This window comes from Wenzhouxiangella sp. AB-CW3, from assembly GCF_014725735.1.
Classification (GTDB): domain Bacteria; phylum Pseudomonadota; class Gammaproteobacteria; order Xanthomonadales; family Wenzhouxiangellaceae; genus Wenzhouxiangella.
Genome location: NZ_CP061368.1, coordinates 2,419,112 through 2,433,426 on the forward strand (window position 1 = coordinate 2,419,112; position 14,315 = coordinate 2,433,426).

General features: G+C 60.8%; 14 protein-coding genes and 1 CRISPR repeat array. Of the genes, 10 read left to right on the top strand and 4 right to left on the bottom strand.

The features are described from left to right. Positions 1–46: 46 nt before the first annotated feature. Together IC757_RS10530 and IC757_RS10535 are read right to left on the bottom strand one after the other, a co-directional pair. Entirely contained in the window at positions 47–391 is a 345-nt protein-coding gene (locus IC757_RS10530) for a type II toxin-antitoxin system PemK/MazF family toxin (RefSeq protein ID WP_190974280.1), read from the bottom strand. After that, positions 388–690 (bottom strand): ribbon-helix-helix protein, CopG family, encoded by a 303-nt coding sequence (locus IC757_RS10535; RefSeq protein WP_190974281.1) that lies wholly within the window; start codon positions 688–690, stop codon positions 388–390. The genes IC757_RS10530 and IC757_RS10535 overlap by 4 nt, the downstream gene beginning before the upstream one ends. 90 nt (positions 691–780) lie before the next feature. Between IC757_RS10535 and cas1 the strand changes: the two genes are divergently transcribed. The 3 genes from cas1 to IC757_RS10550 all read left to right on the top strand — a co-directional run bounded on the left by cas1 (position 781) and on the right by IC757_RS10550 (position 7,587). Continuing rightward, on the top strand, positions 781–2,499 hold the full coding sequence (gene cas1 / locus IC757_RS10540; protein ID WP_190974282.1) for a CRISPR-associated endonuclease Cas1: 1,719 nt from the start codon (positions 781–783) through the stop codon (positions 2,497–2,499). Next, positions 2,499–2,792: a CRISPR-associated endonuclease Cas2 gene (cas2, locus tag IC757_RS10545; protein WP_190974283.1), complete on the top strand. Its 294-nt coding sequence runs from the start codon at positions 2,499–2,501 to the stop codon at positions 2,790–2,792. The genes cas1 and cas2 overlap by 1 nt, the downstream gene beginning before the upstream one ends. Before the next feature lie 206 nt (positions 2,793–2,998). Next, positions 2,999–6,960: direct repeats of the CRISPR family, unit length 36 nt; unit sequence GTCTTCCCCGGCTGAACGCCGGGGCCTCATTGAAGC. A gap of 270 nt (positions 6,961–7,230) precedes the next feature. Next, the gene (locus IC757_RS10550) at positions 7,231–7,587 is read left to right on the top strand and encodes a MarR family winged helix-turn-helix transcriptional regulator (protein ID WP_190974284.1); all 357 of its coding nucleotides are present in this window, start codon (positions 7,231–7,233) and stop codon (positions 7,585–7,587) included. A gap of 683 nt (positions 7,588–8,270) precedes the next feature. On the opposite strand, the gene IC757_RS10555 is transcribed toward IC757_RS10550, so the two are convergent. Beyond that, on the bottom strand, positions 8,271–8,480 hold the full coding sequence (locus IC757_RS10555; protein ID WP_190974285.1) for a hypothetical protein: 210 nt from the start codon (positions 8,478–8,480) through the stop codon (positions 8,271–8,273). Between the two features lie 342 nt (positions 8,481–8,822). Further along, the gene (locus IC757_RS10560) at positions 8,823–9,107 is read right to left on the bottom strand and encodes a hypothetical protein (RefSeq protein ID WP_190974286.1); all 285 of its coding nucleotides are present in this window, start codon (positions 9,105–9,107) and stop codon (positions 8,823–8,825) included. A 267-nt stretch (positions 9,108–9,374) separates the two neighbouring features. On the opposite strand from IC757_RS10560, the gene IC757_RS10565 reads away from it, so the two are divergent. The 7 genes from IC757_RS10565 (at position 9,375) to IC757_RS10595 (ending at position 14,306) form a co-directional block, all read left to right on the top strand. Continuing rightward, positions 9,375–10,193, top strand: a complete 819-nt coding sequence (locus IC757_RS10565; protein WP_190974287.1) for a tetratricopeptide repeat protein — start codon at positions 9,375–9,377, stop codon at positions 10,191–10,193. A gap of 126 nt (positions 10,194–10,319) precedes the next feature. Then, the gene (locus IC757_RS10570; RefSeq protein ID WP_190974288.1) at positions 10,320–10,904 is read left to right on the top strand and encodes an RnfABCDGE type electron transport complex subunit G; all 585 of its coding nucleotides are present in this window, start codon (positions 10,320–10,322) and stop codon (positions 10,902–10,904) included. Positions 10,905–10,910: 6 nt separating this feature from the next. Then, positions 10,911–11,594: an electron transport complex subunit RsxE gene (gene rsxE / locus IC757_RS10575; RefSeq protein WP_190974289.1), complete on the top strand. Its 684-nt coding sequence runs from the start codon at positions 10,911–10,913 to the stop codon at positions 11,592–11,594. After that, positions 11,591–12,232 carry an endonuclease III gene (gene nth / locus IC757_RS10580; protein WP_190974290.1) on the top strand — a complete coding sequence of 214 codons (642 nt, stop codon included), beginning with the start codon at positions 11,591–11,593 and terminating at the stop codon, positions 12,230–12,232. Before rsxE ends, nth begins: the two co-directional genes overlap by 4 nt. Positions 12,233–12,383: 151 nt before the next feature. Next, positions 12,384–12,689, top strand: coding sequence for a low-complexity protein (locus IC757_RS10585; RefSeq protein WP_190974291.1), 306 nt, complete (start codon positions 12,384–12,386; stop codon positions 12,687–12,689). Positions 12,690–12,700: 11 nt separating this feature from the next. Then, positions 12,701–13,555, top strand: a complete 855-nt coding sequence (locus IC757_RS10590) for a DUF692 domain-containing protein (RefSeq protein ID WP_190974292.1) — start codon at positions 12,701–12,703, stop codon at positions 13,553–13,555. Next, positions 13,521–14,306 carry a DUF2063 domain-containing protein gene (locus tag IC757_RS10595; protein WP_190974293.1) on the top strand — a complete coding sequence of 262 codons (786 nt, stop codon included), beginning with the start codon at positions 13,521–13,523 and terminating at the stop codon, positions 14,304–14,306. The genes IC757_RS10590 and IC757_RS10595 overlap by 35 nt, the downstream gene beginning before the upstream one ends. Positions 14,307–14,315 lie beyond the last annotated feature (9 nt).

The window sequence follows — 14,315 nt, forward strand, 5'->3', positions numbered from 1 at the left end:
CGGCTTCATCCGGCTGAATCGAGCCGGAGCGCCAAGGAGCGCGCCTCTACAACATCCCCAAAACCGCCCGCAGTTGCTGTTCAATGGCAGCAAGCTCTTCTTCGGTCAGGCGAGCAAGCGGGCCGGGACCGAAACGCGAACGATCCAGGGCGCGAAGTTTCTCGCTCATCACCCAGGAGGTTTTTTTCAAGCGCTCCCGCGGGGCAATCTCCACGCGCAACGAGTCGGCCCCCGGCAGCAGTTTCGAGGTCAGGGGCAGCGCGAGCACGGTATCGAAGTTCTGCGAAGTCAGCCAATCGGCCTGCATGATCACACAGGGCCGGACCTTGCCCACTTCCTTGCCGCGCCAGGGACGAAAGCTGGCGACCCACACCTCGCCCCTTTGCATCATTCCCACCACTTCTCATCCCGATCAACGCCTGCGGCCCGTTCCTCGCATTCGATGCTTTCGATCCAGTCCTCCAGGCCTTCCTCGGCCAGTTCGCGAGACGCTCTGATGGCATCCGGATCGCTGCTGAGTACCCGCGCGGCCTGCTTCATCTCCTCGATCATGCGATCTCGCTCCTTTTGTGTCAGGTACTGCCCCACGGCTTCGCGCACCAGGTCGGAACGGTTTCGACCGGTCCGTTCGGCTTCACGGTCAAGGCGCTGCTCGATCTCGTCTGGCAAACGCACACTCAAATGGCTCATTGATCACCCACGGGGTGTTCCGTTACGTGTTACAAGTGTAATACGGCATGGTGAAACTATCAATCCGGGCGGCAGGAGACAGGGAGACAAATGAGCAGCCATCCGCAAACGCAGCAGGAACTGCCCCTGCCCTTCCCCGAGCTATCCGGTGATCTGCCGCTGTTGCCGGTGCGCATGGTCAACGAGTACGAATACTGCCCGCGCCTGGCCTACCTGGAATGGGTGCAGGGCGAATGGGCCGACTCGGCCGATACCGTCGATGGCCGCTACCAGCATCGGCGGGTTGACCGGCGCAAGGGCAAGCTGCCTGAAGCCGACGAACGGGAAGACGATGACAAGCTCCACGCGCGCTCGATCACGCTGTCGTCGAACCGGCTCGGCATCATCGCCAGGATCGACCTGGTCGAAGGCCGGGGCAACGAAGTCACACCGGTGGAATACAAGCGCGGCAAGCGCCCGCATGTATCGAAAGGCGCCTACCAGCCCGAGCGCATCCAGGTCTGCGCCCAGGGCCTGATCCTTGAAGAGCAGGGATATGAATGCAACGAGGGGATCATCTACTTTACCCAGTCACGCGAACGCGTCAGGGTCAAGTTCGATGACGAATTGCGCCAGCAAACACTGTCGGCCATCAACGGCCTGCGCCTTGTGGCCGCTACCAGTCGCATCCCGCCACCGCTGCAGGACAGCCCCAAGTGCCCGCGTTGCTCGCTGGTCGGCATTTGCCTGCCCGACGAGATCAACCTGTTGCGGGGAACGGACAGTGAGCCTCGACCTCTGGCGGCCAGCGCCGTGCATGCGCTACCGTTGTATGTGCAAGCCAACAACGCCAAGGTTTCCAAGAAGGGTCAGACACTGGAAGTCAGCATTGACGGGGAACGTGCCGCCACCGCCCGACTCATCGAGGTTTCACAGCTTGTCGTGATGGGCAACGCCTATATCACCACTCCGACCCTGCATGAACTGATGCGCCGGGAGATCCCCATAACCTGGCACTCTTACGGTGGCTGGTTCCTGGGTCATAGTGTCGGCATGGGCCACAAGAATGTCGAGCTGAGAATGGCCCAGTACAAGGGCAGCTTTGACACGCAGGTCTGTCACTATCTGGCGCGAGGACTGGTCCGGGCAAAGATCCTCAATTCAAGAACGCTGATGCGTCGCAACTGGCGGCGGGAAGACAAGCCGACCGAGCTCATGCGTCGGCTGCGACAGTTTGCCGACAAGGCCAGTCGTGCCGATGATCTCAATGAACTGTTGGGCTACGAGGGCACAGCCGCATCGGAATACTTTCGACACTTCGGCGACATGATCCGTCGCGATGACGAGACGTCGGAATTTCAATTCGACTTCAACGGGCGCAATCGCCGTCCACCGACCGATCCGATCAATGCGATGCTGTCATTTGCCTATGCCATGCTCTCGCGCACCTGGTCGGTTACCCTGTCGGGCGTTGGGTTCGACCCCTACCGGGGTTTCTATCATCAACCGCGATACGGCCGCCCGGCACTTGCCCTGGACATGATGGAGCCGTTTCGTCCACTGCTGGCTGACTCGGCCGTACTGACGGCCGTCAACAATGGCGAAGTGCGTCCCAGCGACTTTGTCTCTGCTGCCGGCAGCGTGAATCTGTCCCCATCCGGCCGCAAACGGTTCATTGCAGCATTCGAGCGACGAATGAGCCAGAAAGTCACCCACCCCGTATTCGGCTATCGAATCAGCTATCGCCGCCTGCTGGAAGTGCAGGCGCGACTTCTGGCAAGATTCCTGATGGGCGAGATTCGCGAATACCCCAACTTCATGACCCGCTGATGGACAAGGAACATCTTTATCTCGTCGCCTACGACATCTCCTGCCAGAAGCGCTGGCGGCGAGTCTTTCGCCTGATGAATGGCTATGGAGAATGGTTGCAGCTTTCGGTTTTTCAGTGCCGCCTCAACCCGATGCGTCATGCGGAGTTGATTGCCATGCTCGACGAAATCATGCATCACGACGAAGATCACATCATCATCATGGATCTGGGCCTGGCGTCGAAGGTCGATCCCAGGGTCGTCAGCCTCGGCAAATCATTCAAGGCTGTCGAGAAAGGCCCGGTGATCGTCTGATTTTTTTGCCGTCGCGCCGCGAGCGCTGCGGCGCTGCCGGAAGCCCCGGCAGCGCTCGCAAGAGAGCAATATTCTTTAACAACATGGAGTTACAAACGATGAGAAAGCACTCTGGCCGATCATCGAGCCCGGATATTGAAAAACCGGCCCAAGTGCTCGAAAATGCTGCTTGTCCCCAGCGCCACAGGGCGCCCACAGAGGGGGCAGTCTTCCCCGGCTGAACGCCGGGGCCTCATTGAAGCGATGGGGATAAGCATGGGGATCATGTATGAATAACAGGTCTTCCCCGGCTGAACGCCGGGGCCTCATTGAAGCGCGACGAAGGTGACTCCCATTCGTAATGAAAGGCCTGGTCTTCCCCGGCTGAACGCCGGGGCCTCATTGAAGCGGCTGGCGTCAGACCGAGGCACTGACCGACGCGATTACGTCTTCCCCGGCTGAACGCCGGGGCCTCATTGAAGCCGAAAGCATCCTGCCCATGTCACCGTCGGGATCTTCGTCTTCCCCGGCTGAACGCCGGGGCCTCATTGAAGCCCGAGATACCAGGTCTTGGTCTCCCCGGCCGAAAACGGTCTTCCCCGGCTGAACGCCGGGGCCTCATTGAAGCATAGGCCGAATGCTCGACCTCGAACGGCACTTCACCAGTCTTCCCCGGCTGAACGCCGGGGCCTCATTGAAGCCGAGCCAGCCTTGCGCGGTAATCAGCTACGCTGACGTCTTCCCCGGCTGAACGCCGGGGCCTCATTGAAGCCGGCTCCCGGCTGTGGTCTGCTTGGTGCGGTGAAGTCGTCTTCCCCGGCTGAACGCCGGGGCCTCATTGAAGCGCCAAAGCAAGGGGCGAATCATGAGCATCTACACCACGTCTTCCCCGGCTGAACGCCGGGGCCTCATTGAAGCAATTCCGCAGAGTTCGAGTCCATGCAGCAACTGACGTCTTCCCCGGCTGAACGCCGGGGCCTCATTGAAGCAGCATCAAAAGTGACGCATATGTACAGACTCGCACTGTCTTCCCCGGCTGAACGCCGGGGCCTCATTGAAGCGGCCTTCAATCGGGCGTATAGATCCGGCCGGTCGCGCGTCTTCCCCGGCTGAACGCCGGGGCCTCATTGAAGCCGGCTGTTGCGTTCATGGTTCAATACTCCGGTAGTGGTCTTCCCCGGCTGAACGCCGGGGCCTCATTGAAGCCGTGGAGTCTGGGCTGTGGGCTAATTTCTTGTAGTGCCGTCTTCCCCGGCTGAACGCCGGGGCCTCATTGAAGCTATAGAGCGTCATCAGGTGGGAACACTATGTTTGGTCGTCTTCCCCGGCTGAACGCCGGGGCCTCATTGAAGCACTTGTTTTTCTCCGGTTCGATTGATTCATTAACGCGTCTTCCCCGGCTGAACGCCGGGGCCTCATTGAAGCACTTCGGGTCAGCGCCCGCATCTCGAACGTGGCGCGGTCTTCCCCGGCTGAACGCCGGGGCCTCATTGAAGCCTAGAGCCTTGAGTAATCTGCTCAAGTTCATCCGCTTGTCTTCCCCGGCTGAACGCCGGGGCCTCATTGAAGCAGCAGCAAGCCATCAGAAATAGACCAAAATATTGCGGCGTCTTCCCCGGCTGAACGCCGGGGCCTCATTGAAGCAACGGGAAACTTGGCCGGCCCGGTAATCATCGGCGACATGTCTTCCCCGGCTGAACGCCGGGGCCTCATTGAAGCACATAACAACGGCTTCAACGCGGACGCGGCAAGCAGTCTTCCCCGGCTGAACGCCGGGGCCTCATTGAAGCAGGTTTCATACACTTGTTCCCTTTCGTCGTCTGGAGTCTTCCCCGGCTGAACGCCGGGGCCTCATTGAAGCGTGCCATTCGCTGCTTCCTTGAGGGCAGTTGAGGATTTGTCTTCCCCGGCTGAACGCCGGGGCCTCATTGAAGCACCCACCCGAACAGCATGGAGTCCTTCGGCAAGGGCGTCTTCCCCGGCTGAACGCCGGGGCCTCATTGAAGCTTCAAAGACATCGCCATGAACGATGAGTGGTCGACCGTCTTCCCCGGCTGAACGCCGGGGCCTCATTGAAGCGATTCAAGTCTTTCTTGAGGGGCAGATCCAGAGCATGTCTTCCCCGGCTGAACGCCGGGGCCTCATTGAAGCCCGATCTGCCGCTGTACTACGGCGAAAGTTAAGCGCCGTCTTCCCCGGCTGAACGCCGGGGCCTCATTGAAGCTGTGAATTCCCCAAGGTGAGATGGGACCCGGAAGAAGTCTTCCCCGGCTGAACGCCGGGGCCTCATTGAAGCATCCAGGTCATGGCAGTGCCCAGGCTTTGCTCCCTGGTCTTCCCCGGCTGAACGCCGGGGCCTCATTGAAGCCAGGAATAGCGGAAAGGTTCGGGGTTTCAGCATCAGCGTCTTCCCCGGCTGAACGCCGGGGCCTCATTGAAGCGCTTCGGTGGTGTTGCCGTTGAATACTCGATCTACTGGTCTTCCCCGGCTGAACGCCGGGGCCTCATTGAAGCGATCTGAATGCCGATGTCCCGCCGACAGACTACCCATCGTCTTCCCCGGCTGAACGCCGGGGCCTCATTGAAGCAGCCTTGACCGTTTCGCCTGTGGCAACCTTGGATAGGTCTTCCCCGGCTGAACGCCGGGGCCTCATTGAAGCACTCCAGCGCATTCGGTATTCGTATCTTTGACAACTTGTCTTCCCCGGCTGAACGCCGGGGCCTCATTGAAGCATGCCGACCGATGGCGGCGGCATTCACTAGCCGTGCCTGGTCTTCCCCGGCTGAACGCCGGGGCCTCATTGAAGCGGGTTCTCCAGCGGCGCTAGGCAGTGCTTACATGACCGTCTTCCCCGGCTGAACGCCGGGGCCTCATTGAAGCACCCCGGCGATGAGGCTCTTAGTGCCGAGGTACAGCAGTCTTCCCCGGCTGAACGCCGGGGCCTCATTGAAGCGCTTGCATTGATCGAAATTCTTCATTCATCATCAGGTCTTCCCCGGCTGAACGCCGGGGCCTCATTGAAGCGCATCCTCTGGCCGCGCCCACCTCGGATCGCAGAGTTGTCTTCCCCGGCTGAACGCCGGGGCCTCATTGAAGCCCTTTTCAGTAGCATGATTACTGTCACTTTCCTCATCGTCTTCCCCGGCTGAACGCCGGGGCCTCATTGAAGCGTGGGAAAAGCACCGCGGAGATGTTCACTCCGATTGTGGTCTTCCCCGGCTGAACGCCGGGGCCTCATTGAAGCTGAAGGCAATGAGTGGTATGTCCTTTTCGCGGGCGTGGTCTTCCCCGGCTGAACGCCGGGGCCTCATTGAAGCAAATGCTGGGCAATGCGCACCCAAATATCCGGAGCCCGTCTTCCCCGGCTGAACGCCGGGGCCTCATTGAAGCTTGCCGCCGTGCGGGTTTACCAGAGCGCCCACGGCGGGGTCTTCCCCGGCTGAACGCCGGGGCCTCATTGAAGCAGCATGGCGCGCAAATCCTCAAGGCGGGATTCAGCGGTCTTCCCCGGCTGAACGCCGGGGCCTCATTGAAGCTCCTTTAGTCGGTTATGCAGCTGGCCGAACCGGGCCGTCTTCCCCGGCTGAACGCCGGGGCCTCATTGAAGCCGAAGATTGAAAAATATCCAGTTAAGTCCCTGACCGTCTTCCCCGGCTGAACGCCGGGGCCTCATTGAAGCACTGGCTACTGTGCCGACTTGATCGCGCGCGCCGCGAAGTCTTCCCCGGCTGAACGCCGGGGCCTCATTGAAGCAAGAATCTAGGAGACAAATGCAATGACTAATAGACTCGTCTTCCCCGGCTGAACGCCGGGGCCTCATTGAAGCACCAGTGAAGGTTTTGCTGCGTCACGAACACAGTCAAGGTCTTCCCCGGCTGAACGCCGGGGCCTCATTGAAGCGACCTGCCACGCGAGCCCCGCAGCCAAGCGTACAAGGTCTTCCCCGGCTGAACGCCGGGGCCTCATTGAAGCTCCAACTCAAGAAGGCGGCAGCGCTGCCCGATCTGGTCTTCCCCGGCTGAACGCCGGGGCCTCATTGAAGCTTTGCAGGCTGGGAGATTGGAATAGCTGGAAGCCGAGCGTCTTCCCCGGCTGAACGCCGGGGCCTCATTGAAGCGACATTCTGGGGCGGCTCCACGGCAGAGTTCCGCGGTCTTCCCCGGCTGAACGCCGGGGCCTCATTGAAGCTCGGGCTATGCGTCCGTGTTTGGTGTCGAGTGTTCCCCGCGCCCGCGGGGATGAAACGATACTTGAGTTTCGGTAATGCCACCCCATTTGGTGTTCTCCGCGCCCGCGGAAATGAACCCTCTTTCTTTATCGGACGTGATTACGAGATGGCACAGGTCCATTACAAAGGCTGGAAGTAGCGACTGTTTGCCCACCCCCAGTTTCCGAAGGATGGTGGGTTCTACAGAATCTTTGTGTTCGGTCGTGTCATTGAACTGTGGAGGCCATTACATGAAAAGAGCAAGAAAAATGTTGGACGAAGTAGCGACGCTTCGTGCGCTGGAGGGGGACATGACCCTGCGCCGGCTGCAGACGCTGCTGATCGTATACCTGGCCGGTGACAGTGGGGTTTACCTGTCGGAAATCCGGAAAGAACTGGATGTCTCCGGGTCGAACACCACCAAGCTGGTCCAATCGTGGACTAAGTGGACATCCAAAAAGGAAAAGGGTCCGGGGTACGTTACCTCGGAACCCGACCCAATGGACATGAAAGTCCGGCTGGTCAAGATCACACCCAAGGGGCGTAGATTCGTTGACACCATCCTGGGTGAAGACGGGTGTTCCCCACGCCCGCGGGGAGGCTCCTGATCAACAACAACCGGCCTGTCGCTGACATTTGTCTCCCCCCGCGCAGGCGAGGGAAAGTTCGTAGATCGGCCAGCGCCGCCTGGACTTTTTCTGTGTCGAACACGATTCAGACTGCCGAATTTGCCATGTGATATTGTTAACGTAGAGCCAAGTGACCGCTGGAAATTGGACGGCGAGCCAGCGACCAGTAACCTACCGATTTTGTCGGAAAAGCGCGGTGATGGTGGACAGCCGGCCACCCGCTTGGCTCATTCATCAACTGGCTCGAATCTACTGCGCTCGTGATGCCTGCATCTACCCCGAGCAGGCTTCGTGAGACATGTGGGTCATTCAGTAACGCTCAGAGCCACCGTAATGGCGCGCATCACGGTGCGTGGATGCCGGGCTGGCCGTCGCCGACTGAGGGAACAGAACACGTGCAACGGTGCCACTCGCAAGGCTTGGCCTGCCCTGCTCACCGACTTGGCGTGTGACTGCTCAACACTACCAGATCAACCGCATGAATCACTTGCCAAAAGGCCATCAAGTGGTGGGATTGAAGGCGCTTGCCGTGCAGACAGGAAATGTTCTCACTGCACAAGTTCATTGATCTGGTGAAGACGGTCGCGGAGGAGTGGTTCTCCAGAGTTTCGAATATCTGGATCAGTGTGTGACGGCAGCGTTGAATCTTCTCGCTGGCGCCATCACCGATGCGGTGGGTAAGCAAACGACAACGCCAGTAGTATCACCACCAGCGCAAAGCTGATCGCCATGCCGCCGATGACGAGCAGGCCCGGCAAGCCGAACCACAGCCACCAGGCCAGGGAACTTTCGGACACGGCTCCCAGTTTGACCACGGACAGGCCGATTCCCAGCCAGACCCCGAGTCCGATGACGATGTGAGTGGAACGCATGTCCAAGCTCCAAGTCGTACCAGAAAGTCGAGATTATCCGATTTGATATCGGCGATTCAATTCTGCCGGCCGTAGTGCGAGAAAAGTCCGTGCCCACTTTAGTCACTCATGCTATCGTTTTGGCATGTCTTTCCTGGTCAGGATGCTTGGGATGTGCGTATTCGCCCTGCTTGCTCCGCTGATTGGGATGTTCCGGTTTGGCCCGGTGCCGCACCATCATCTCTGACCCCTACCGGGACAATCGGGCTAGTATGCGCGTTGCCCCCCAGGTTCATGGGGCCGGCTGGTGCTTCGATCCCGGCATCGGCCAGACCGCCACGCCCCGCCAGGCCCGGCAGAAAATCAGCCACGCAAGTGACAGATTCGGGTTACTCGACCGCTTCGCACGTAAACCTGGATGGTGACGTCTCGCTGATGGAAGTCGAAGCGGAATCCGGCGGCGCCTCCCTGCTGGCTTTCGAGTTGCACTTCCCGGTCCGGATCGGCCTGGATTACTCGGCGCTCGGTATCGCCAATTTTGATGAGGATGTTGCCGATTCGCGCCGATGACAGGTTGCAGCTCGACCAGGCGGTCGATGCGAGCGTGATTGCCACTAGTGCCAGAATGGCTCGGATTGCGTTCCACATGTCCAGGCTCCCGTATGCGTCCCAGGCCCATATTACTCCTGTCCGAATCCCAAGGGGCGCTTCGATCTTCGAGCGCAGTTCATCGCATCTGAAGCCCGGATCCAGCCCCGTAGCGCTGGCCAACCTCTGTAAACTGGGTGGTTTATGCCACGTTGATTCAGATCCATGCCCAAGAGCAAAAACACCCGCAAGTCGCGCAAAAGACGCAAGAATTCCGCTCGCCGCCGTAAGAAGCCCACTGGTCAATCGTTGCCGGATTTCCGGTCGATGGAGCGCTTGCTTGCCGCGCAAGCCGATCAGGATCATGCCACACCAGAAAATCAGCAGCGGGCTGAGGAGCTGATTTTTCAGGCTTGGGAGACCCCTGACCCGCATCGTCGTGCCGAGTTGGCTCAACAGGCACTGGAACTGTGGGGCGATTGTGCTGATGGCTGGGTGGTACTTGCCGAAACGGTCGCCAGCTCGGCCAGGGAGGCTTTTCTATGCTATGCAGAGGGCGTCGCGGCTGGAGAACGAGCGCTGGGCGAGGAGGCATTCAAGAAGGATGTCGGCCACTTCTGGGGCCTGCTCGAAACCCGACCCTATATGCGTTCGCGCGCCGGGCTGGCCGATGCGCTGACGGCAATGGGGGAAACGGGCGAGGCGATTGCGCACTATCGCGAACTATTGCGCCTGAACCCGGCCGACAACCAGGGCATACGCTACCGATTGCTGAAGGTGTTGATCGAATGCGACCGTGATGAGGAAGCCCGGGAATTGTTGCAGGAATATGACCGGGACATACTGGCTGAATGGGCTTACAACCGGGCCCTGCTGAGTTTTCGCCACCAGGGCGCAACACAGGCCAGCGCCGAGGACTGCCGGGCAGCGATTGAATGCAATCGCTTTGTACCGGCCTATCTGTTCGGACGGCGGCGCTTGCCCCGGCAACCGCCTGACTACATGGGCTTTGGCGACAACAACGAGGCGATCTGCTATGCCGCGGCCTGCAAGAAACTGTGGCAGAACACTCCCGGCGCAATCGAGTGGCTCAAGCAGTGTTGGTCGGATCAACCGAATGCGGACTCTCGCGACGAGGAGAAGTAACTCCCGACAAGCGTACTGACAGCGCTCTGGAGAAACGCTAATCCCGCCGGGATTATAATCACGGCCAGTGTAAATGACGCCGTATCGCTCAAGCACCGGCCTAGTCTGGACCTGATGCCGTTTTCGATGATTCCCTCCAATGCCGCCTGGTTGGTGCTGGCCCTGATCGGCCTGGCGGCGGCGATCGCGCTTGCCGGGCTCAACGAGCTGACCCGCGAACGGATCGATCAGGAGCAGACCGCACGAGCCATGTCTGCGGTGACTGGCATGCTGCCTGCCGACAGCTACGACAATGACCTGCTTGACGATTCGACCACGCTCTCTGTTTCTGGCTTTGAGCGGGAGGCGGTCGTTTACCAGGCCCGGGTGGCGGGTGAGCCGGTTGCGGCGGTGGTTGATGTCACGACGCCGCGCGGTTACAGCGGCGATATCCGTTTGCTTATCGCTGTTGATGTCGGCGGGACGGTGATCGGGGTGGATGTGCTCGAACACCGCGAGACACCGGGTTTGGGCGATCGCATCGAATCTCGGCGCAGCGACTGGCTGCGCCAGTTCGTCGGGCGTAGCCTGAATGACCCTGAGCCGGAGGGCTGGGCGCCGGACCGGCGCGGTGGCGAGTTCGATACACTGACCAGCGCTACAATCACGGTCGACGCGGTGGTCGATGCCGTGCGCCGGACACTAAAAGAACTGCACTCAGGGGATGACTGATTCGACATGAGCGATGGCACGACCAACATCTGGCGCAACGGCCTGTGGGACAACAATCCCGGGCTGGTGCAACTGCTTGGGCTGTGCCCTTTGCTGGCGGTGTCGAATACGACCGTCAACGGGCTGGGACTGGGGCTGGCCACGATGGCTGTGCTGGTCATCAGCAGCGCGTCTGTATCGCTGTTGCGCTCTGCTCTCAGCGCCGAGATCCGCATCCCCGCCTTCGTGCTGATCATCGCCACCACGGTAACGGCCGTGGACTTGGTGTTGCAGGCCTGGTTGCATGATCTCAGCCGTACGCTAGGCATTTTCGTGCCGCTGATCGTGACCAATTGCACCATCCTTGCGCGTGCCGAGGCCTTTGCCTCGCGCCAGCCGTTGACCGCCGCCGTCCACGATGGGCTGGCGCAGGGCGTGGGCTTTGCCGCCGTGCTTGTCGTCTTGGGCGCAGGCCGGGAACTAGTCGGTCACGGCACCCTCTTGGCCGACCTCGATCTGCTGCTGGGTGATCGGTTTGCCGGCTTTGCCATCCAGATCATGCCGTTTGATTCCGGCCTGCTGATCGCCCTGCTGCCACCCGGCGCCTTCATCGGCCTCGGGCTGATGGTGGCCGTCCGCCAGTACCTGATCCAGAAACCACGGCCTGAGCCGCGCATGGCAGCAGAACAACAGGAGCCCGCTCAATCATGAACGCCGCCCAGCGCGAGGAATTCTTTCGCCGCCTTTCCGAGATCAATCCGAACCCGACCACCGAGCTGGAGTACTCGACACCCTTCGAGTTGCTCATTGCCGTGATTCTGTCGGCCCAGGCCACCGACGTGGGCGTCAACAAGGCCACGCGCCGTCTGTTCCCGGCGGCCAACACCCCCGAGCAGATCCTTGCGCTGGGCGAGGAGGGGCTGAAGGATTACATCAAGACCATCGGCCTGTTCAATTCCAAGGCGGCCAACATCATCCGCACCTGTCGCGACCTGATCGACAGGCACGGCGGCGAGGTGCCAGACACCCGCGCCGAACTCGAGGCGCTGGCGGGCGTGGGGCGCAAGACCGCCAACGTGGTGCTCAACACCGCTTTCGACCAGCCCACCATGGCCGTCGACACGCATATCTTCCGGGTCTCCAACCGCACCGGCCTGGCACCGGGCAAGACCCCGCTGGCGGTGGAAAAAGCCCTGCTCAAGCGGGTGCCCGGGCACTACCTCAAGGATGCCCACCACTGGTTGATCCTGCACGGCCGCTATACCTGTACCGCGCGCAATCCGAAATGCGCCGAATGCCCGGTGCTCGACCTGTGCCGGTTTCGCAAGAAGAATCTGCCCAAGGACTGAGCCGGTCGAATCGCTCCGGATCGCAGCCATTACGCACTATTACTGATGGTGCGTGCGGCAAGGGCGATTTAACGTGGCTCATGCTAGGATTCTTGACGGGCATCAAGGTTTTTTGCCCGTTCATCCAACTCAAACACTCGGAGATACTCCAATGGCTGACAAGAAGTTACTGGTTTCAGCAATCAGCACCGTCGCCGCCGCATCCTTTTCCCTTAGCGCCATGGCCGCCGGCGAACAGCCGGTCGATCCGTTCGAGGCCGAGGAGCTGCCGGCCGGCTTCATGGTCGCCAGCGCCGATATCGCCGAGGGGGCCTGTGGCGAAGGCGCCTGTGGTGAAGGTGCCTGTGGCGAGGAAGACGAAGACAAGGACGACGATGACAAGGATGAGGACGACAAGGACGAGGAAGGTGCCTGCGGTGAAGGTGCCTGTGGCGAAGGCGCCTGCGGCGCGGCCTGAGTCGTCTAGCCATGAGTTCCGCAACCTTCCCCGTTGAAGGCGCCGGACTCGGCCTGCGGCGGGCTCTTTTGGGCCCGCTGCGGGAGGCCGATCTGTCCGCGGTCGGCTTCATGGAAGCCGCACCGGAAAACTGGATTGGCGTCGGTGGCCGGTTGGGCGAGCAGTTCCGCGCCTGGACCGAACGGTTTCCCTTCATCTGCCACGGCCTGTCGCTGTCGATCGGCGCCCCGGAGCCGCTGGACCGCGAGTTTCTCGCGCGCCTGAAGCAGTTTCTGGACGAACACGGCATCGCCGGCTATTCCGACCATCTCAGCTACTGCTCGGAGCACGGTCATCTTTATGACCTGATGCCCATTCCGTTTACCGCCGAAGCAGTGGACTGGGTGGCCTCGCGCATCAGTCAGGTGCAGGATACGCTGGGGCGGCGCATTGCCGTGGAAAACATTTCCTACTACGCCACCGTCGGCGCCGAGATGAGCGAGCTGGAGTTCATCAACGCCGTCATCGAAAAGGCCGACTGCCTGCTGCTGCTCGATGTCAACAACATCCATGTCAACAGCATCAACCACCGCTACGACGCCGACGAGTTCCTGGCCGGCCTGCCGGCCGATCGCGTGGCCTACATTCACATCGCCGGCCACCACAACGAAGCCGAGGACCTGATCGTCGACACCCACGGTGCCCCCGTGATCGACCCGGTCTGGCGCCTGCTCGGCAAGGCCTACGAGAAGCTTGGTCCGGTGCCGACGTTGCTTGAGCGCGACTTCAACTTCCCGCCCGTCGAGGAATTGCTCGCCGAGGTGGACCAGATCCGACAGCATCAGTCCGTCCATGAACCATCCGAGCAACAACGACGCGCCTCCTGAATCGCTGCTGAGACTGCAGCGGCAGTTTGCCGGTCACCTGCGCGACCCCGAATCCGTCAGCGCGCCTGAGGGTGTCGAAGATCGCCGCATGGCGATCTATCGCCGCCTGTTCTTCGGCAACCTGCGCAACCTGATGGCGAAGAACTTTCCCGTTTTACGGCGGCTCGTTGACGATGACGGCTGGGATCGGCTGATCCGGCAGTTCATGGTGGCACATCGCGCCCAGACGCCGATGTTTACCGAAATTGGCAGCGAGTTCGTGCGTTTCATCGAACAGCAACGACCGGACGATCTGCCACCATTTGCCACCGAGCTGGTGCACTGGGAATACCTGGAGACCGTCGTACGCCTTCACGAGGCCGATCTCGCTGCGGTTGCCGCCGATCCTGACAGCGATCTGCTGGCCCGGGCACCGACGCTCAACCCGACCATGCAACTGGGCATATACCGCTGGCCGGTACATCAGATCGGACCAGAATTCCAGCCGGACGCACCGCTGCCCTCACCCATCGTGTTGGCCGCGTGCCGCAAACGCGATCATCGTATCGGCTTCATGCGGTTCAATCCGGTGACCGCCCGTCTGGTCGAGCGCATCGGTGAGCACGAAAACCAAAGCGGCCGAGAACATCTGCTGGCCATTGCCGGTGAGCTCGGGGCCCCGGACCCCGAAGCCATCGTTCAGTCCGGTGCTGCCATGCTCGAAAAGCTGCGCGCCGGTGAGTTTGTTCTGGGAACAACCGGCCAGGATTGAGCCCCAACA